We start from the raw sequence: 20,400 nt of genomic DNA on the forward strand, positions 1-20,400 counted from the left end.
AAGGAGAAAAAGATGAAATTATCAACAAAAGGAAGATATGGCCTTCGCGCTATGATCGATCTGGCACAGTACAGTGAGCATGAGGCTGTGTCGATCAGCAGTATTTCCCAGAGACAGAATATTTCAGAAAGTTATCTGGAGCAGCTTGTGGCAAAGCTTCGAAAGGCGGAGCTGGTTACGGGCATTCGGGGCGCGCAGGGAGGGTATCGCCTGATGCGCGCGGCAGATACGATTTCTGTCGGAGATGTGCTGCGGGCACTGGAAGGGAATCTGTCTATGGTCGAATGTTCGGAACACACAGATGAGGGATGTGTCGGAGCAGATCTTTGTGTCACAAAATATGTTTGGCAAAAGATTAATGAGAGTATCACAAGAACTGTAGATGAGATCATGCTGAGCCAGCTTGTGGAAGAAAGCAGAAAAGCACAGAAAAACAGGGAGACCCAGCCTCCGGATTACGGCAGCAGAAGCTGCCTGGGGTAGATGGCCAGGATCAAAGGAGAGTAGAAATATGGATAGATTTGTTTATCTGGACAATGCAGCAACGACAAAAACTTCGCCGACCGTGCTGGAAGCGATGCTTCCGTATTTTTCGGAGCTTTATGGAAATGCGTCCAGCATTTACAGCATTGGCGTAGAGAGCAAAGAAGCGATTACACAAAGCAGGGAAATGATTGCCTCAACTTTGGGGGCAAAACCTGAGGAAATTTATTTTACAGCGGGCGGCACGGAGGCAGATAACTGGGCGCTCAAGGCGACGGCAGAGGCTTATGGAGGAAAAGGAAAGCATATCATTACGTCTAAAATCGAACACCATGCGATCCTGCATACGTGTGCGAATCTGGAAAAATGCGGCTATGAAGTCACGTATATTGATGTGGATGAAAACGGCGTCATCAAACTGGAAGAACTGAAAAAAGCAATCCGGCCGGATACGATTCTGATTTCTGTGATGTTTGCAAATAATGAAATCGGGACGATTCAGCCGATTCGTGCGATTGGCGAGCTGGCGGCGCAGCATGGCATTTTGTTCCATACGGATGCGGTGCAGGCATACGGACAGCTTCCGATTAATGTAGATGAGCTGCACATTGATATGCTCAGCTCCAGCGCGCATAAGGTAAACGGACCGAAGGGTATCGGTTTTCTGTATATCCGCAAGGGAGTGAAAATCCGCTCTTTCATACATGGGGGCGCGCAGGAACGGAAACGCCGCGCAGGCACAGAAAATGTTCCGGCTATTGTCGGTTATGGCCAGGCTGCGAAGGAAGCATTTTCTTCGATGCAGGAGCGGACAGCCGGGGAAAGAGAGCTGAGAGATTACCTGATTGATCGTATGGAAAAGGAAATCCCGTTTACGAGGCTGAACGGAGACCGCAAAAACCGTCTTCCGAACAATGCGAATTTCAGTTTTCAGTTTATTGAGGGAGAATCTCTTCTGATTATGCTTGACATGGAAGGGATCTGCGCATCCAGTGGTTCTGCCTGTACCTCAGGGTCTCTCGACCCGTCCCATGTGCTTCTTGCGATTGGGCTTCCGCATGAAATCGCACATGGTTCGCTGCGCCTCACGCTCGGTGCAGATACGACAAAAGAGGATATTGACTATGTGGTGGAAAAGACGAAGGGAATCGTCGAACGGCTGCGCAGTATGTCACCGCTTTATGAAGATTTCTTAAAAAAATGTCAAAAGCGATAATACAAGATCCTAATGGGACAAAAAACAAATAACAAAAGATATCAATTACACAAGCTATTCATAACACAAAATATAAATTAAGAGAAAGTTCCCGTAACGAGTAAATACAGATAAAATAGAGGAAAACAGGACAAAATAGGACTAATACAGAAAGAATGGAAAAAGCAGCACGGGAATTTGGAGGAGATGAATTATGTACTCAGAAAAAGTAATGGATCATTTTCAGAATCCGCGAAATGTCGGCGAAATAGAAAATGCCAGCGGAGTCGGTACGGTTGGAAACGCGAAGTGCGGAGATATTATGAGGATTTATCTTGACATTGACGAAAACGATATCATCCGAGATTGTAAATTTAAAACATTTGGTTGTGGCGCAGCAGTGGCAACGAGCAGTATGGCGACAGAGCTTGTAAAGGGAAAATCCATCCAGGAGGCGCTTCAGGTGACCAATAAGGCGGTGATGGAGGCACTTGACGGGCTTCCTCCTGTGAAGGTTCACTGTTCTTTGCTTGCGGAAGAGGCGATTCACGCAGCTCTTTGGGATTATGCGGAAAAGCATGGAATCAAGATTGAGGGTCTGGAAAAACCGAAGTCGGATATTCATGAGGACGAAGAAGAGGAAGAAGAGTATTAAGGCAGTTTCGGGAGGGAGACCACAGGAATGGGAAAGAAGAAGGTTGTCGTAGGGATGTCTGGCGGCGTGGATTCCTCCGTTGCTGCATATCTGTTGCAGAAACAAGGCTACGATGTGATCGGTGTGACCATGCAGATCTGGCAGAAAGAGGAAGATGAGGCGGCGAGCGAAAACGGAGGATGCTGTGGGCTGAGCGCAGTGGAGGATGCCAGGAAAGTGGCTTTTGGGCTTGGAATTCCTCATTATGTGATGAATTTCCGGGATGAATTCCAGGACAAGGTGATTGATTATTTTATGGAAGAGTATCTGGCTGGCCGTACTCCGAATCCCTGCATAGCCTGCAACCGCTATGTAAAGTGGGAGTCGCTGCTTCGCCGGAGCCTGCAGATTGGCGCTGATTACATTGCGACCGGACATTATGCGAGAATTGCTCAGTTGCCGGGAGGGCGTTATGCGCTGCAGCGCTCTGCTACGGCTGCGAAAGACCAGACGTATGCATTGTACAATCTGACGCAGGAACAGCTTTCGCGCACCTTGATGCCGGTCGGTGATTATGAGAAAGACCAGATTCGGGAGATTGCACAGGAGCTTGACCTTTCCGTGGCACAGAAGCCGGACAGCATGGAGATCTGTTTTGTGCCGGATCAGGACTATGCTGGTTTTATTCAGAAAAACAGTGGCCAGAAGATTGCAGAGGGGAATTTTGTCACATCGGACGGAACAGTCGTCGGTCGCCACAAAGGAATTACCCATTATACGATCGGTCAGAGAAAAGGACTGAATCTGTCCATGGGACATCCGGTGTTTGTAACGGAAATCAGACCGGAGACGAATGAAGTTGTGATCGGGGAACATGAGGATGTTTTTACGGATCGTCTGGTATGTACGAATCTGAATTTTATGAGTGTTCCGGACATTTGTGATGAAGTATCGGTTATCGCGAAGATACGTTACAATCATCAGGGCACACCTGCGGTTGTACGAAAAATCGGGCCGGATCAGGCAGAGGTTGTTTTTGACGAGCCAGTGCGGGCTGTCACGCCGGGACAGGCTGTCGTGTTTTATGACCACGATTATGTGCTTGGAGGCGGAACAATCGTAACGGGCAGAAAGTAGTATACTGAAATAGTATATTGAAATAAGTATGGAAAACCGGAGGGACAAGCTGAGTTTATGGAAGAGAGAAGCAAAAAAAGGTATAGCAGGCGGAATCACAGGCAGACATTCTATGTCTGTCTTGTTGTTTTTTTCCTGCTTGTAGCAATCTGCGTTTTTGTTACGATGTTTCTGTATCGGAGTAGTGAACGCGGTCGCGTACCCGGAACAGGGGAACCAGCTTCTGTGATTCATACGGTAGATCTGGAATTGCTGGACAGTCCGTATGCGATTTTGCTGGATGCAGATACTGGGGAGGTGCTGTCTTCGAGGCGTGGAGAAGAGAAGATTTTTCCGGCATCTATGGTAAAGATTATGACAGTTTTAACTGCAATTGAGCAAATTGAGGATTTGGACCGGAAGATTACAATGTCGTATGATTATTATGATATGCTTTACGAGCGGGATGCATCGCGGGCCGGATTTGAGCCAGGTGAAGAAGCGGTGATCCGCGACCTGCTTTACGGGGCCCTGCTTCCGTCGGGAGCTGAGTGCTGTATGGAACTGGCCGTGCAGGCAGCAGGATCAGAATCAGCCTTTACGGAGTTGATGAATGAGCGCGCCCGAAGTCTCGGACTGACACAGACACACTTTACAAATTGTACGGGACTTCACAATGACGAGCAGTATTCAACTGCAAAGGAGATTGCGCAGATTCTCTGTGAAGCAATCAAAAATAAAACGTTTTACCAAGTGTTTACCACACCGTCCTATACGGTAAAGGCTACGGATCTCCATCCGGATGGATTTACGTTCTGGAGCACAATGTTTAAAACCATGGAATCTTCGGAGGTGACGGATGGTAAGATTGTTGGTGGTAAGACAGGTTATACCGACGAAGCGGGGCGATGTCTTGCCAGCATGGCTGAAATTGACGGACATGGCTATATTCTTGTGACCGCAGGCTGGGCTGCCGAGCCGCGTACGGAGCAGTATCATGTGAACGATGCGTTTCTGGCATATAATCAGATTGGCGATTAAAAGCGCAAATTATGGCAGTCTGATCACAAATATTTGCATGGTAAAGTCAGGTATTCAGAGATGTTTCCTTTTTTGCAGTGTTGTATAATGAACACGTAACAAAAACTGGTTTGTTCAAAAAAGGAGGAAAGACATGAGGAAGAGGATTTTGGTTGGAACATTTCTTGGAACGCTGGCGTTCGCATCCGGAACTGTGTTTGCGGGCGAGACAGCAGGTAGTGAAATTGAATCTGTAAAAGTGAACTGTTCCGTACAGTCTCCGGGACAGCGTCTTGATACGATTGAGGTAAAGGTAAAGAATCCGGAAGTGCTGAATGGTATTCAGGCAACGGCATTTACGATGGAAGGGAAATCATATGGCTGGGGATATGAAAAGGAGGACGGCTTCCGTTCGCCTGATGTCCATGATTTCACAGCTACAATAGCAGGCGCCGTAGTGGAAGAGGATACTCTTATTTTAAGCATTTCTGATTTTAATGAGAAATATTACTATGTAGACAGCTATACGGTTACTTGCAGCAGCAACGAAGCACTAACATTTACGAAAGATCAGGTGACGGAAGTAGTGACGCCGGTTGCAGATGATTTTGAGCAGCTGACAAAGAGCTTTGATGGACAGCCGGACCTTGTTTATAATCTTTATACACCGGAGAAAGCTGATGAGCCGATGCCTCTGGTACTGGCCTTCCATGGTTCCGGAGATCAGGAGAATACAAGAGCGAACCGTGTGGTTACCGCATGGGCAGAGCCGGCACAGCAGGCAAAATATCCGTCTTACGTACTGGCGCCGGTGCTCAGCGATCAGTCGGCAGAGGGACAGGACATCAATGTGGCGCAGGCTGTTTCTGTGGTAAGAGAAATGATCGAAGACGGAAAGGTAGACGCAGACCGCGTATACGTGACCGGCAAGTCACTCGGAGGAGGAAATACGGTTCATGCGGCAGCTACAAACAGCGATCTGTTTGCGGCAGCGCTTCCGCTTTGCCCGGCAGCTAAGCGTTTTGAAAACGATGATCTCACCGTGCTTTCAGATATGCCGGTATGGTTTGTCCAGGGTACGAACGACCAGGCAGTTCCGATTGAGGGAACAAGAGACGCTTATCAGACGATTTTAGGCACGGGAAGCTACAAAGTTAAGATGAAAGAGTATTCTCAGGAAGAGATGGCAGCAAGGGGAATCGCAGATGAGAAGCATCATGATGTGGAAATCATTTCCCTTGAAGATGACAAATACGCTGACTGGCTGTTTGCTCAGAAAAAGTCAGATGTGAATGACGCAGTGGATTACGTCAGGGTGAATACCTCAGTTCCGGCAAGAGGGCAGAGGATTGACACAATAGAACTCTACCTGAACGAAGCTCTGGCAGAGATTCCGGGCGCGGACGCATTTACATTGACCGGTAAGGCATACACCTGGGCAGGCAATCCGGCTACAGGTTACCGTTCTGACGAGACGCATGATTTTGAAGCATCTGTTTCTGATGTGGCGGCAGAAGATGGAAAGCTGACATTGACAATCGGTGATTTTCCAGAAAAATATTTCTATGTGGACAGTTTTGAAGTAGTATGTGCATCGAATGAAACGCTGAGCTTTACGAAAGAAGACGTAAGAGAGACAACAATAGCAGTAGTAGATGAGTTTGACAGCTATTATGCGAACAGAACAGGTGCTTTTGATTATCATCTGTATGCACCGGAGACGAACGGCGAGGCGGTTCCGCTTGTACTTGCATTGCATGGTTCAGGCGACCAGATGAACCTTCAGGCAAACCGTGTGGCGGAAGCATGGGCAGATCCGGCGAATCAGGAAGTACGTAAGGCATTCGTACTGGCGCCGATTTTCTATGATCAGAGCAATGAAACAGCATTTGAGATTTTCCAGGATACGATGAACCTGATTCGTAGCCTGATCAGTAAGGGCATGGTTGACCCGAATCGGGTTTACGTGACAGGAAAGTCCATGGGCGGAAGAAATACCGGAAGAATTTTCTCAAGCTACAATGGAATGTTTGCAGCGGCAATGCCTCTTTGTGGAGGTTATAGCGACGAGCTGAAGGATAAAATCGAAAATATTCGCAACAAGCCAATCTGGATTTTGCAGGGTGATCAGGACAAACCTGCTCTGCTGGATGGCAGCCGCAATCTGTACCAAGAGCTTCAGGAACTGGGCAATGAACAGGCAAAATATCATGAGTTCACAGTGGCAGAAATGGATGAGGCAGGCATCGGATATCATGATATCGAGATTCTTGCGATGGAAGATTCGCAGTTTATGGAGTGGATGTTTGCACAGACACTTGCAGAATAAATGAGTACAGACTGTTAAAAAGTAAGACAGAAACAAAAATGATAAATAAGATAGCAGCCAGGGGACTGTTGCGTCATGCAGCAGGCCCCTTTGGTGCATTGTACGTATTGTGAGAGGAATGGAAGCGGATGAAGAGATGGTTGGCAGCGTTCAGTGTGGTTATGATGCTAGGGGGAATCTGGTTTGTATTCAGAAATGAAGAAGAACAAAACATGCTGCCTGGACGGAGGATTACGTTTATCTCTCCTATGGCAAATTCAGGGTATTGGGGCAATGTGGCAGGCGGAATCCTGGATAAGGGAAACGCGTGTGACATGGATGTGAAATGCGTAGGTTTTTCAGAATTGAACCTGGATAAACAGATCTATGCAATGGAGAATGCAGTACTGTCAGGCGTGGACGGGATTGTCACAGTCGCATACGAGGATTCGAAAGAATTTCGGGAAATAGTGAGCCAGGCGCAGGAAGCGGATATTCCGGTCATTTTTATTGACAGTGATGTGGAGGATATCGGAAGATTATGTTACATAGGGTCTGATAATTTTTATGCGGGACAGCTTGCAGGAGAAAAGCTGGCAAAGGAGTGTGGTGGACAGGGAAAAGTGGCGATTGTCACGTCATTTTGTGATAACGCAAATCAGGCGGAGCGAATCAGCGGTTTTATAGAAGCTTTGAAGGACTTTCCCAAGATGGAAGTAGTGAAAATACTGGAAGGGCAGTCAAATACGGGACTGCTGAGAGAAATGATTGTGGGAATGATGGAAGATATTCCAAAGATCAGTGCAATTTTCTGTGCAGAAGGATATGGCTCCGGCGTTATGTGTAAGTTGGCGGAGAAAAACAGAGAACGGTTTGACGGAATTAAAATCCTGGTTTTTGATTACAGTGAAACAATCAGACATGCAATGATAAGCGGAAATATTGCAGGGACAATTAAGCAGAATCCATATGAGATGGGAGGACGGGCAGTAGAAGTACTACAGGAATACTTTACTGGAAACAAAGAGGAGATTCGGGATCAGTATACAAATGTCGAGCTGGTGGGAACCGAGGATGAGCTGGAAATCGAGCATACAGTAAGAGAGGATATTTTATGGCACATATATTAAAAGAAGGCTCAAATGCTACGCTGAAACAGATACTGAACCGTTATCACAGCCTGATTCTTGGCGTTGCTTTTTTTATGAACTTTGCAGCAATTTTGTTTCACGTTGTCAGTGTGGAGAGTTATTCGGATGCGATGCGGCAGGCATTGAGTCTCAATGAATATTATATGCAATTTGACAGGATGAACACAAACTTGTCCAATTATATATCAGATGGTTCTTCAGAAATAAAAACGCGGTTGTTTGAAACCATACAGGAATTGGAAAATTCGATGGCAGGATTGCAGGAACTAAATGTGAGTCCTGCATTTCAGCGGGATATAAAGGATATTTCGTTGATGATGGGGCAGTATGAGAAGAGGGTCAGAGCCATTGCAGAGAAAACGACGACAGGGGAGGAAGGGTTCTCTTCATCTGTTTACCGGGAGCTTCTGGACGAATATGAAAAAGCCGAGAATATATATGAAAGGATTGATGCTGAGTTTAAACCGCTGCATCTTCAGCTCTTGAGTAAAGCAAGCGAAAGGCAGAGTGCAGTTATGAAAAAGAGCAGGCTTTATTATGCCGTATTTCTGTTGTTGGTACTTCTTTTATCAGCATATGGAATCTGGTGGGGGAAACGCCTGAGCAGCTGGATTTTACTTCCGATTCAGACGCTGACGCATGCGGCGGAGGACATTCGGGATGGAAGGCTCTCAGAGTTTCGGAGGATTGATTTTCGGGAACATATCTATGAGGAAGGGACTTTGCTGATTCAGGTTTTTAATATGATGGCGCAGCAGATTAAAAGCCAGATTAAAATTATCGAAGAGGATGCGAAGACAAAGGTGCTCTACCAGAAACAGAAGGTGGAGAAATTGAAAATTTTGAATTTACTGCGCACAAGTGAGCTAAAATCTCTGCAAATGCAGATGAATCCGCACTTTTTATTTAATACCTTAAATATGATTGCAAAAACTGCTTATATAGAAGAGGCAGAGAAAACCGTATTTTTGCTGAAAAAGACGTCGCAGCTTTTGCGATATAGTCTGGATTATATGGGGAAATCCGTGACGCTTGGCCAGGAGCTGGAAAGCCTCGGAAATTATGTGTATCTTCAGGAACAGCGGTTTGGTAAGCGGATTTTATTTGAATTTGATCTGGACGAGTCCTTTCATCAGACGAAGATTCCGTGTCTGATTCTGCAGCCTTTGGTAGAAAATAGTATCATTCATGGTGTCGGAGCGTTTGTGGAGGGCGGAAGAGTTTTAATTCAGACAAAGTACGAGCAGAAAAGCGGGAGAGGACTGATTCGGATTGCAGACAACGGTTGCGGAATGGACGGGCAGACGCTTGCTTTGGTGCGGGAGCGGCTCTCTTCAGATGAGGAGCAGAGAGAAAAACTGGGATTGGCGAATGTTTGCAGGCGCCTTCAGATTTTCTTTGAGGAGAGGGCGAACATGGAGATCCGAAGTACGGCGCTGAAAGGAACAGCTGTTGAGATTATGGTTCCGGTGAAAGAAAGGGACGAGGAGAATGTGGAAAATTCTGATTGCAGATGATGAGGAAATTGAATGCCGTGGACTTGAGATGATGATACGGAAAAATTTCAAAATGGCTGAGTTGCTGCCGAGCGTATACAATGGGGTGGACCTTATTAAAAAAGCCGAGAGGTTCCAGCCCGATGTCATTCTTGCAGACATTAATATGCCGGGACTGAACGGACTGGAAGCATTGGAAATGCTTCGGTTGAAAGCGGTGAATGCGAAGGTGATTATTAATACGGCGTATAATGATTTTGCCTATATCAGAAAAGCGCTGCAGCTGGGTGCTTCTGATTTCTTATCGAAGCCGGTGTACGAAGAGGAACTGGTAAAAGCCATTTCCAAGGTGCTTGGCGTGCTGGAGCAGGAAAAACGGATTTTCCGTGAGAATCAGATTTCAGAGAAAAAATTTCAGGATATGCAGAGTGCTTTGGGGAATGGCCTGATGTCCTCTATTCTTCTGGGACAGCCAAAGGAAGAGGAGCTGAGACTGTGGTTTGAAAATCTGGATCAGACGTTTCTGGGAGGTATTCTGGTTTTGATGCAGGTACCGGATAACAAAAAAGTATCCGTGTATCTGGAAGTGATCAGAAAAATGGTGCAGGAAGAGCTGAAGCGTTTCTGTACATCTTTGACTATGGTACATAAAGAAACGCTCTATCTATTCCTGATACCGGGAGGCGAAGTGGGGGAAGAAAATTATCAGCCCTGGAGCAGGGAACTCCTGGAAATGCTCAGAAGAAAGATCAGGACTGACTTTGAATGTGAAGCAGTATTTGGCGTAAGCCGTTGGAAATATGAATTTGAAAAAATGCCGGAAGGGCTAAAAGAATGTCGTATGGTTTTGAATGACCAGCGCGCGGAAGCTGTCTGCTTTTTTGAAAAGCGGGAAAAGATATACAGTCGGCAGGCAGAGGATTTGGAGCTGACTGAGGATATGGCAGATGCTGTAAGAAGAAAAGATTCGGAAGCTGCAAAAGAGATCTTGCAGAAGATATTTACGCAATGGAAAGCCGGAGGACAGGGATTGTGGCAGGAACAACGGCTGGCAGCAGCTTTTATCCAAAAATGTCAGGAGGAGCTTGAGAGTGGAAAAAGACGACATTTTTTCTGGAGACAGCTTCTGGAACGGCTGCAGAGCGCTTCGGATGAGACACAGCTGCAAGAAAGGGTGCTTGCAGTTTTATGGGAGCTTCCGGAATCGAAAAGAACGGAAACGATTCGGAATGAATATGTGGAGGAAGCGGTTCTTTATATTGAGAACAATTACATGAAGGATATTTCACTGGAGGCAGTAGCAGAGCGTCTTGGGATCAGTTCTTTCTATCTGAGCCGTCTGTTGACGCAGCAGCTTGATGAAAGCTTTGTAGAACTTCTGACAGATGCCCGGATTGATCATGCGATTCGGCTTATCCGGGATGAAGATTTTATCGTAAAGGATATCGGGGCACGGGTGGGATATCTTTCGCCTACTTATTTTTATAAGGTATTCAAGAAGAATACAGGAATGACAGTAGGAGAAATGAGACGGCTGCTGCGTGGGCTGTGATCCATTGTTTGAAAGGCAATCTTATGAAAAGAATGGAATCTGGCGTACTTTTGTGGTAAAATGTATTCAAATCATTATTGCTAAAGATAAATAAGTCTATAAAAAACAGGCTGGCAGGAAATTTTCTTGCCAGCTTGTTTTTATGATTTTTGATTTAACCCAGAGGTGATAGTGTCGTTAATATGCTTTTGTATCTGTTCGGGTGTTTCATCAAAATCATATTTTATCCACTGATAGATGATGCCGAAGTATCCATAGATAAAAAAGGACATAAGATACGAGGCTTGCTTGTCGTATGTTTCCCCCGAAGGTATCAAATCCTCAAGCGCACGCATAATGACAGAAATAAGATTATTTTGATAGAGCATTGAAAACAGACGCCTTTTATCATATATGAATTCTGTCAAATCAGCATTCTCTCCCCGCTCGTCGCTTTCGTGCATATTAGAATACTGCTCCCATTCATATTTTATCTTGAAAAGAAGCATTTCCTCTTTGCTGTTTTTGTTTTCAAAATATCTGTAAAAAGTAGTTCTGCCGATGTCTGCTTCCTTGCAAATCGAGTTTACATTGATTGTATCAAAGTCTTGGGTCTTCATCAGCTTGATAAGTGCGTCTGCAAGACATAGTTTCATAAATGTTGTTTGATTTTTCTTCATAAAGGAACAAAATCCCCCTTTTTGTACCGCATAGCGTGATGGCAGTATCATTTTTACTGATTCGCATTGACACTCAATGCGACCGTCATTATAATATAATTTGATTGAAACAAATGTTTCGTATAATAACACTTGTTCCGAAATTATTATAGAGAAAACAGATTATTCTGTCAAGCGGAAGGAGATTTATTTATGAAAAAAGTCTTGAAAATAGTGGGGCTTGTGATTTTAGTGATTATCATTTTAATCGTCCTTGTAGTGGGCTTCCTGCTGATTAAAAACTACATTGATTTTAAAAAGCCTTGGCTGGATAAAAATTACTACAAGCAGTTCCAGTCTGATTCGGAATTAGAAAAAAAGTATGCGGGACTTGGAGGTTATGAAGTATCCAGTAAGATAGTAGAATCCGAAGATAAGACGATTGGGAATATCCGTATTTGGTATCCATCTGAAATGAAGAATAATCAAGATGATTATCCAATGGTAGTTGTTGTAAACGGTAGCAATACAGCGGCATTGAACTATGAAGCTTATTTTGAAAGGCTTGCTTCGTGGGGATTTATTGTTGTTGGTAATGATGACAGACAGTCGGGAATAGGTATATCCACCTCACAGACCTTGGATTATATGCTGGAGCAAAATCAAAATTCCAACAGCCTGTTTTATGAAAAAATTGATACCCAAAATATTGGAATTGCCGGATATTCACAGGGTGGTGCGGGTGCGATTAGAGCGGTAACTGAATGTGAGAACGGCAGTCTTTATAAAACAATTTTTACGGGCAGTGCAGCCCATTCCTACCTTGCACAGATGTGGGGAGGATATGACGCTTCTAAAGTGTCGATTCCGTGGTTTATGACTGCTGCTACTGGAACTTCTGATGATACGGGCGCAACGGACGTAGCAAAAGAGTGGCTTGGTGTTGCTCCGCTTTCATCGTTGGTTGAGAATTACAATGCTATGTCGGACAATGTATTTAAACTTCGTGCAAGAGTTGTAGGAGCAGAGCATGAGGAAATGCAGATGAAGACTGATGGATATATGACGGCGTGGATGCTATACCAGTTACATGGGGATGAAGAAGCTGGTAAAGCACTTATAGGCGAAAATGCAGAAATCCTAAACAACGCCAAGTGGCAGGATATTGAGAAAAACGAATAAGGATTGAAATAATGAAGTCCTTCTGAAAGAGATCATACGCATTCACGAGGCATCATGAAACACCTATGGTGGCAGAAAATATCCTGAACAGGAAATTTGACGCTGACAGACCCGGCCAGAAAATGGTAAGTGACATTACCTATATTCGAACGGATGAAGGCTGGCTCTATCTTGCCGGAGTGATGGATCTATGTGGGGATAAGATAGTCGGCATATCAATGGACGGACGCATGACGAAAGAGCTGGTGCTGTCAGGGCTTAAGGATGCCATCTGCCATACAAAGGTTACAGAGGAAAGAACACGGATTTATCAGCAGCATGAGCCGGAAAGGGAACTGCTGGGACAACGCCCCGATGGAAAGTTTCTGGGAGAAGTTAAAGCAGGAATGGCTTAACGGGCAGCATCAGACAGATCCGAAAGCAGCATAGCTGTTTTTGAATAAATAACCACACAGTCATGGCAGAAGCAGAAAAGATTTTTCTGCCAGTCTGAATGGAAGAAAAAGCTAGAAAAACTAAGAACCGGATAGAATCCTTTCGTTTTAGATGTCTATGTTGCTGGGGACGGCTCATTTGTATTCCTTGCGGGCGACGAGACAAAAGCCTTCGCCTGCAAGGGAATCAGATTTTTATGCTTTGACAGATGCGGATATCACCCGTTCAGGGGGAGCATTTCCGATTTGCGTTGCTGAAATATGGCGTAGTATCGGAAGCCAAGATCGAGAAGGAGGGCCTGCACCCGGTCAAAGTCGAAACAAAGGTGTTTGGGATCGTGAGCGTCGGAGCCGATTGTGAGAAGCTCTCCGCCAAGCTCGCGGTAACGGCGCAGGACACCGGCGCAGGGGTTTGGCTCTCCTAGACCATATTTAAAGCCACCAGTATTGACTTCAAGGCATTTTCCGTTTTCAATCAGGAGACGAAGGATCGGATCAATATAGTCTGCGTATGCTTCATAAGAATATTCGCGATTCTGGTTCGGGCCATAGCGGACAATGAAATCCATATGTCCAAGTGTATCGTAGCTTTGAGGTGGAAAGCATTTCAACGTCTCATATTCTGTTTTCAGAAATTCTTCGTAACATTCACGCTCGGATCTCTCAATGAAATATTCCGGATAATAAGGATCTTTGCCATCCACAAAATGAAGGGAGGCAATGACAAAATCAAAAGAGTATTTTTCCAGAAGCGTCTGGAGTACCGGGGGCAGATGTTTCATTATACCGAATTCGATACCGGAACAGATGCGGATACGGTCTGCATACTGTGATTTCAACCGGGACATCTTCCGAACATATGCATCAAAATCCAAGGTGAAGACAAGTTCCTGTTCCGGGAGATCCTGATCGTGGTGTTCTGTGAAGCATAATCCCTGAAGTCCGAGTGTGAGTGCGCGTTCAATCATAAATTCAGAGGGAATTTCGCAGTCACCGGAAAAATCAGAGTGAAGATGATAATCGTATCGGATCGTCATAAAAACCTCCTTGTTTGCATTGTGAGTCGCGTTTGAAAGCAAAAAAATAGGGCCTTGTCAGCGGGAAAATACAGCATTTTGCACATGATGAAATCATAATATCCGATGTGTTTCAGAAAGTCCACAAATTTTTTTCGGAATGCAGATTACTACTTGAATTTTTGGGACAAATTGGTTATTATAACAGATAGGTTGGAGTTTTTTTAACAAATAGCAGAACTTCAACAGTTACTATTTAAAATTACATTTAGGAGGAATTGTAATCATGGCAGTAAAAGTTGCGATTAATGGTTTTGGACGTATTGGTCGTCTGGCATTCAGACAGATGTTCGGTGCTGAGGGATATGAAGTAGTTGCTATCAACGATCTGACAAGCCCGAAGATGCTGGCTCATCTGTTGAAGTATGATTCATCTCAGGGAAAATATGCTCTGGCTGACAGTGTAACAGCAGGCGAGGATTCCATCACCGTAGACGGCAAGGAAATCAAGATTTATGCAAAGGCTAACGCTGCTGAACTTCCGTGGGGAGAGATTGGTGTTGATGTAGTTCTTGAGTGTACAGGTTTCTACACATCCAAAGAGAAAGCATCTGCTCATATTACAGCAGGCGCAAAGAAAGTTGTTATCTCTGCTCCGGCAGGAAATGACCTTCCGACTATCGTTTACAATGTAAACCATGAAACACTTACAAAAGAAGATACTGTTATTTCAGCAGCTTCCTGTACAACAAACTGCCTGGCTCCGATGGCAAAGGCTCTGAATGATTATATGCCGATCCAGTCTGGTATTATGTGCACAATTCACGCATACACAGGCGATCAGATGATTCTTGACGGACCGCAGAGAAAAGGCGATCTGAGAAGATCACGTGCAGGTGCTGTAAATATCGTTCCGAACTCCACAGGCGCTGCTAAGGCAATCGGCCTTGTTATTCCGGAACTGAACGGCAAACTGATCGGTGCTGCACAGCGTGTTCCGACCCCGACAGGTTCTACTACAATCCTGAACGCAGTTGTTAAGGGCGCAGCTACAGTTGATGGTATCAACGAAGCTATGAAGGCAGCAGCTACAGAGTCCTTCGGATACAACACAGACGAAATCGTTTCTTCTGACGTTATCGGTATGAGATTCGGTTCTCTGTTCGATGCTACTCAGACAATGGTAGTAAATCTTGAGGATGGCACATCTCAGGTACAGGTTGTATCATGGTACGACAACGAGAATTCTTACGTAAGCCAGATGGTTCGTACAATCAAGTACTTCGCAGAGCTTGCATAAGTAAATCTCTGAATTAAAATTTGTATAAAAAATCTGTATAAGAAATGACCTAAGAAGGGGTCCGGTCTGCTTGGACCGGATTCCTTTTTTGCTTAGGCTCGCATATGGAAGTTTGCTGTTGACACAGTGTGTAGGCAGGAAAAGAAATTTTCCGTATTCGATTGTGCAGGCCGTATGGAAAACGTTTTGTGTTACAAAACGAATAAAAGAGAAATCAGGAGGAATTCCAATGCTTAACAAAAAATCAGTAGACGATATCAGCGTAAAGGGCAAAAAAGTCCTGGTTCGCTGTGACTTTAATGTACCGCTTAAAGACGGAAAGATCACAGATGAAAACCGTCTGGTAGCAGCACTCCCGACAATCAAAAAACTTCTTGCCGATGGTGGCCGTGTAATTTTGTGCTCTCATCTTGGAAAGCCGAAGGGAGAGCCGAAGCCGGAGCTGTCTCTGGCGCCGGTAGCAGTACGTCTTTCTGAGCTGCTTGGACAGGAAGTAAAATTTGCAGCAGATGACAATGTAGTCGGTGAGAATGCAAAGGCAGCTGTTGAAGCGATGAAGGATGGAGAAGCGATTCTGCTTCAGAATACACGTTACAGAGCAGAGGAGACAAAGAACGGTGAAGCATTCAGCAAAGAGCTGGCTTCTCTGTGTGAAGTATTTGTAAATGATGCGTTTGGTACAGCACACCGTGCACACTGCTCCAACGTTGGTGTGACAGAATATGTAGATACCTGCGCAGTAGGTTATCTGATGCAGAAGGAAATCGACTTCCTTGGCAATGCAGTAAACAATCCGGAGCGTCCGTTTGTAGCAATTCTGGGCGGAGCAAAAGTAGCTGATAAATTAAATGTTATCTCCAACCTGCTTGAGAAATGTGATACACTGATTATCGGCGGTGGTATGGCATACACGTTCCTGAAAGCAAAGGGCTGTGAGGTAGGTACCTCTCTGGTAGATGACACAAAAATTGATTACTGCAAAGAGATGATGGAAAAGGCAGAGAAGCTTGGCAAGAAGCTTCTGCTTCCGGTAGATACAACCATCGCAAAGGAATTCCCGACCCCGATTGATGCAGAGATCGAAGTATCTGTTGTAAGTTCCAGCGCTATTCCGGCTGATATGATGGGCCTTGACATCGGAACAGAAACAGCAGCTCTGTATGCAGATGCAGTAAAATCTGCAAAGACAGTTGTTTGGAACGGACCGATGGGCGTATTCGAAAATCCGATTCTTGCAAAAGGCACGATCGCAGTTGCAAAATCTCTGGCAGAGACCGATGCGACCACGATCATTGGTGGCGGCGATTCCGCAGCAGCAGTGAACCAGCTTGGATTTGGCGATAAGATGTCCCACATTTCCACAGGCGGCGGCGCATCCCTCGAGTTCCTGGAAGGCAAAGACCTGCCAGGTGTAGCTGCAGCTGACGATAAGTAAGCACTTAACGATTGGCGAGCCGTAGGTTCCAATTTGATGAAAACAATAGAAGGAGAAAAGACAATGGCAAGAAGAAAAATTGTGGCAGGTAACTGGAAAATGAACATGACTCCGAGCGAGGCTATTAAGCTGGTTGAGACGCTGAAGCCGCTCGTGGCAAACGATGACGTGGATGTAGTTTTCTGTGTTCCGGCGATTGACATTATTCCGGTAATGGAAGCTGCAAAGGGTTCCAACATTCAGGTTGGTGCTGAGAATATGTATTATGAAGAGAAGGGTGCATACACTGGAGAAATTTCACCGGCTATGCTTACCGATGTTGGCGTAAAGTATGTTGTTCTCGGACATTCTGAGAGAAGAGAGTACTTTGCGGAGACGAGTGAGACTGTAAACAAGAAAATGCTGAAAGCATTTGAGCATGGTATTACACCAATCATGTGCTGTGGTGAGACTCTGGAGCAGAGAGAGCAGGGAATCACAATGGATTGGATTCGTCAGCAGGTTAAGGTTGGTTTTCTGAATGTAACTGCAGATCAGGCAAAAACAGCGGTGATCGCATATGAGCCGATCTGGGCAATCGGAACAGGAAAGACAGCTACAACAGAGCAGGCACAGGAAGTTTGCGCTGAGATTCGTAAGTGCATCGCTGAAATCTATGATGACGCTACAGCAGCAGCAATCCGTATTCAGTACGGCGGCTCTGTAAACGCAAAAACAGCTCCGGATCTGTTTGCACAGGCAGACATCGACGGCGGTCTGGTAGGCGGCGCTTCTCTGAAAGAAGAGTTTGGTCAGATTGTAAACTATAAATAAAGATCACATGCTTTGACATAGTCAAATAGCGTGTAAGAATTTGAACACCATCAAATACAAGGATACCGGCAGTGATGAGGTATTTCATTGTATTTGATGGTGTTTTTTTAGATCATATTCATAACAAAAGATCTGATGGAAAAAAGATACTTTTTTGCAGTTTTGGGGGGCTGAATATAAAATTTTTAACAATGCCAAAGAAAATGAAGATATTTTACAAGACTTTTTGATGTCACAGCGGTACAATATGCGCGAAAGGCAGTGAAAACGCATGAAGAAAGAAACAAAGACGGTAGTTTATGATGATAAATTAAGAATGGAAGCCTATCGCTTTGAGGGGATTGTGCAGCCATTCCCCAATCATTTCCATGAGTATTATGTGATAGGATTTGTTGAGGATGGGCAGCGTGTTTTATTCTGTAAAAACAAAGAATATAGCATAGAAAAGGGAAACGTCATTCTGTTTAATCCGGGGGATAATCATGCCTGTGTTCAAAGTGACGACGGAACTTTTGATTATCGCGGTTTTAATATTTCAAAAGGTATGATGCTTGACTTAGCCGAAGAAGTAACAGGGATACGGGAACTTCCCGGTTTTTCAAAGAACGTCATTTATGATGAAGAAATCGCCTGTTATCTTCGCACGCTTCACGAAATGGTTATGAATGGTACTTCTGATTTTGGAAAAGAAGAAAACCTGTTATTTCTGATCTCTGCATTGATACAGAATTATGGACAGCCCTTTGAAAGTTGTGTGCTGGAATGTCGGCAGGAAATTGAAAAAGCCTGTGAATTTATCAGACAGCACTTAAACGAACGGATTGATTTAGATCAGATATGCCGCTATGCTGGATTAAGCAAATCCACCTTGTTGCGGGCATTCGCCAAGTCAAAGGGGGTTACGCCATACCGCTATTTAGAAACAATGCGTATCAATGAAGCAAAGGCACTGTTGGGAAAAGGCATGCAGCCTATAGAAGTCGCCATGCAGACAGGATTTTCAGACCAGAGCCATTTGACAAATTATTTCAATCGCTTTATCGGGCTTGCCCCCGGTGTTTATCGTGATATATTCTTTGACAAGAATAGGAATGAGGAGTAACGGTATGAAGAGCAAAAAGACGATCGGACATTTAGCCGCATTATTAACGATTGTGATTTGGGGAACGACTTTTATCTCCACCAAAATCCTGTTAGTAGATTTTCAGCCTGTGGAAATTCTCTTTTTCCGCTTTATTATGGGCTTTTTGGTTTTATTAGCAGCATATCCCCGGAGATTAAAGACCACAGGATATAAGCAGGAACTAACTTTTGTACTTGCGGGGCTGTGTGGAATATGCCTGTATTACCTGCTGGAAAATATTGCATTGACGTTTACAATGGCCTCCAATGTGGGCGTGATTATTTCCGTTGCCCCATTCTTTACGGCAATACTGGCGCATTTGTTTATGAAGTCAGAGGAAAAGTTATATCCGCAATTCTTTGTTGGATTTGTCGTTGCAATGGCAGGTATTATCTTAATCAGCTTTAACGGTTCAAGATTAGAACTTAATCCTTTGGGCGACTTGCTTGCAGTTATTGCTGCCCTTGTGTGGGCTTGCTATTCCATTTTGACAAGAAAAATCAGCAGCTTCGGCTACCCAGTCATTCTCTCTACACGCAGGACATTTTTCTATGGAATATTATTTATGATACCGACACTGTTCTTTTTTGACTTTCAAGCGGATTTATCCCGGTTCACGAACATCACATACCTGTTCAATATCCTGTATCTGGGATTAGGGGCTTCTGCGCTTTGCTTTGTCACATGGAATTTTGCAGTAAAAGAATTAGGCGCAGTAAAGACAAGCGTATATATTTACATAGTGCCTGTGATAACGGTTGTCACATCTGTTTTGATTTTACGTGAACAGTTGACCTTATTAGCAGGCATAGGAACGGTTTTGACATTGATAGGATTATTCCTGTCGGAACATAAGAGAGAAGGGAACATCTATCTTAAAAGGGAATGTCGAAAGCATTAAGGCAATCGGATAAACTGCTTACGCGCTCAATCCATTATGGATGTTATGCAGTAGAGATTGATTTTCTTTTGATTCATACGGCTTGCAGAGCGTGTAGAGTACTCAGGCGATTTTTGTACTTCTACCCTCAAAAATGGAATTTTAGTGCGTAACGGGAAGAAAAAAGACGGGCAAAAAGCAATTGCTTCTTACTCGTCTTTTTTTGTTTCCTGTATGGCAGTTACCTTATTTCAGTTTGTCGGTTGTACCCCGGGTCACTGGAATGATTGCTCGTGCAGACAGGGGTTTGGATTTAGAACAGAATCATGAAAATACGAAACTTGTTGTCTGTACAAGTTTGTGTTACAATTTTGATCATGAGAAGTGGGATGTATGAAAGTAGGAGATAGGTATATGAATGAAGTAATCAGACAGCTCCATGAGCGGAAATCTGTTCGTGTGTTTACGGAGCGGGAGATTTCGAAACAGGAAAAAAGGAAATACTGGAAGCTGCAGGCTTTTTGTGCGCGCAAATACAATTTGGATTTTACAAAGGAAATGTCAAGGTCTGTAGCGAAATATCTGGAGGAGTTTGAAAAGTAGCAGGGGATAATCTGAGTGCAA

At 44.6% G+C, this 20,400-nt stretch carries 18 protein-coding genes and 1 pseudogene; 17 read left to right on the plus strand and 2 right to left on the minus strand.

From position 1 onward, the window contains the following. The first annotated feature begins 12 nt into the window (after positions 1–12). The 9 genes from AC6I2O_RS17475 (at position 13) to AC6I2O_RS17515 (ending at position 10,955) form a co-directional block, all read left to right on the plus strand. The gene (locus AC6I2O_RS17475; protein ID WP_120391457.1) at positions 13–483 is read left to right on the plus strand and encodes an RrF2 family transcriptional regulator; all 471 of its coding nucleotides are present in this window, start codon (positions 13–15) and stop codon (positions 481–483) included. A 28-nt stretch (positions 484–511) separates the two neighbouring features. After that, positions 512–1,699 carry a cysteine desulfurase NifS gene (gene nifS / locus AC6I2O_RS17480; RefSeq protein WP_120391458.1) on the plus strand — a complete coding sequence of 396 codons (1,188 nt, stop codon included), beginning with the start codon at positions 512–514 and terminating at the stop codon, positions 1,697–1,699. Between the two features lie 193 nt (positions 1,700–1,892). Then, positions 1,893–2,333 (plus strand): Fe-S cluster assembly scaffold protein NifU, encoded by a 441-nt coding sequence (gene nifU, locus AC6I2O_RS17485; RefSeq protein ID WP_120391459.1) that lies wholly within the window; start codon positions 1,893–1,895, stop codon positions 2,331–2,333. Positions 2,334–2,360: 27 nt separating this feature from the next. Beyond that, on the plus strand, positions 2,361–3,449 hold the full coding sequence (gene mnmA, locus AC6I2O_RS17490) for a tRNA 2-thiouridine(34) synthase MnmA (protein ID WP_120391460.1): 1,089 nt from the start codon (positions 2,361–2,363) through the stop codon (positions 3,447–3,449). Positions 3,450–3,506: 57 nt separating this feature from the next. After that, on the plus strand, positions 3,507–4,469 hold the full coding sequence (locus AC6I2O_RS17495) for a D-alanyl-D-alanine carboxypeptidase family protein (protein ID WP_120391461.1): 963 nt from the start codon (positions 3,507–3,509) through the stop codon (positions 4,467–4,469). Positions 4,470–4,602: 133 nt separating this feature from the next. Then, complete coding sequence (locus AC6I2O_RS17500; protein WP_497743359.1) at positions 4,603–6,777, plus strand: carboxylesterase family protein; 2,175 nt, start codon at positions 4,603–4,605, stop codon at positions 6,775–6,777. Between the two features lie 128 nt (positions 6,778–6,905). After that, the gene (locus tag AC6I2O_RS17505; protein WP_497743360.1) at positions 6,906–7,886 is read left to right on the plus strand and encodes a sugar ABC transporter substrate-binding protein; all 981 of its coding nucleotides are present in this window, start codon (positions 6,906–6,908) and stop codon (positions 7,884–7,886) included. Then, positions 7,871–9,424, plus strand: coding sequence for a sensor histidine kinase (locus AC6I2O_RS17510; RefSeq protein ID WP_120391464.1), 1,554 nt, complete (start codon positions 7,871–7,873; stop codon positions 9,422–9,424). The genes AC6I2O_RS17505 and AC6I2O_RS17510 overlap by 16 nt, the downstream gene beginning before the upstream one ends. Next, on the plus strand, positions 9,399–10,955 hold the full coding sequence (locus AC6I2O_RS17515) for a response regulator transcription factor (protein WP_120391465.1): 1,557 nt from the start codon (positions 9,399–9,401) through the stop codon (positions 10,953–10,955). The genes AC6I2O_RS17510 and AC6I2O_RS17515 overlap by 26 nt, the downstream gene beginning before the upstream one ends. Before the next feature lie 140 nt (positions 10,956–11,095). Here the strand turns inward: AC6I2O_RS17515 and AC6I2O_RS17520 are convergent, their stop codons facing one another. Then, complete coding sequence (locus tag AC6I2O_RS17520) at positions 11,096–11,614, minus strand: TetR/AcrR family transcriptional regulator (RefSeq protein WP_497743361.1); 519 nt, start codon at positions 11,612–11,614, stop codon at positions 11,096–11,098. A gap of 192 nt (positions 11,615–11,806) precedes the next feature. Between AC6I2O_RS17520 and AC6I2O_RS17525 the strand changes: the two genes are divergently transcribed. Next, positions 11,807–12,775, plus strand: a complete 969-nt coding sequence (locus AC6I2O_RS17525) for a poly(ethylene terephthalate) hydrolase family protein (protein WP_497743362.1) — start codon at positions 11,807–11,809, stop codon at positions 12,773–12,775. A gap of 26 nt (positions 12,776–12,801) precedes the next feature. Beyond that, positions 12,802–13,177: pseudogene (locus AC6I2O_RS17530) on the plus strand (DDE-type integrase/transposase/recombinase); the annotation flags it as partial. Positions 13,178–13,427: 250 nt separating this feature from the next. Here AC6I2O_RS17530 and AC6I2O_RS17535 read toward each other — a convergent pair. Beyond that, on the minus strand, positions 13,428–14,246 hold the full coding sequence (locus tag AC6I2O_RS17535; protein WP_497743363.1) for a histidinol-phosphatase HisJ family protein: 819 nt from the start codon (positions 14,244–14,246) through the stop codon (positions 13,428–13,430). Between the two features lie 265 nt (positions 14,247–14,511). Here AC6I2O_RS17535 and gap point away from each other — a divergent pair, with 265 nt between their 5' ends. The 6 genes from gap to AC6I2O_RS17565 all read left to right on the plus strand — a co-directional run bounded on the left by gap (position 14,512) and on the right by AC6I2O_RS17565 (position 20,379). Beyond that, complete coding sequence (gene gap / locus AC6I2O_RS17540; protein ID WP_120391467.1) at positions 14,512–15,525, plus strand: type I glyceraldehyde-3-phosphate dehydrogenase; 1,014 nt, start codon at positions 14,512–14,514, stop codon at positions 15,523–15,525. A gap of 229 nt (positions 15,526–15,754) precedes the next feature. Then, a complete protein-coding gene (locus AC6I2O_RS17545; protein ID WP_120391676.1) occupies positions 15,755–16,960 on the plus strand; it encodes a phosphoglycerate kinase in 1,206 nt (401 codons plus the stop codon). 63 nt (positions 16,961–17,023) lie between these two features. Then, entirely contained in the window at positions 17,024–17,773 is a 750-nt protein-coding gene (tpiA, locus tag AC6I2O_RS17550) for a triose-phosphate isomerase (RefSeq protein WP_120391468.1), read from the plus strand. 271 nt (positions 17,774–18,044) lie between these two features. Further along, on the plus strand, positions 18,045–18,875 hold the full coding sequence (locus tag AC6I2O_RS17555; RefSeq protein ID WP_497743364.1) for a helix-turn-helix domain-containing protein: 831 nt from the start codon (positions 18,045–18,047) through the stop codon (positions 18,873–18,875). Between the two features lie 4 nt (positions 18,876–18,879). Beyond that, positions 18,880–19,797: a DMT family transporter gene (locus AC6I2O_RS17560; protein ID WP_120391470.1), complete on the plus strand. Its 918-nt coding sequence runs from the start codon at positions 18,880–18,882 to the stop codon at positions 19,795–19,797. Between the two features lie 393 nt (positions 19,798–20,190). Beyond that, a complete protein-coding gene (locus tag AC6I2O_RS17565; protein ID WP_120391471.1) occupies positions 20,191–20,379 on the plus strand; it encodes a hypothetical protein in 189 nt (62 codons plus the stop codon). Positions 20,380–20,400: the final 21 nt, after the last annotated feature.

This window comes from Blautia sp. St.27G3 (genome assembly GCF_059728505.1).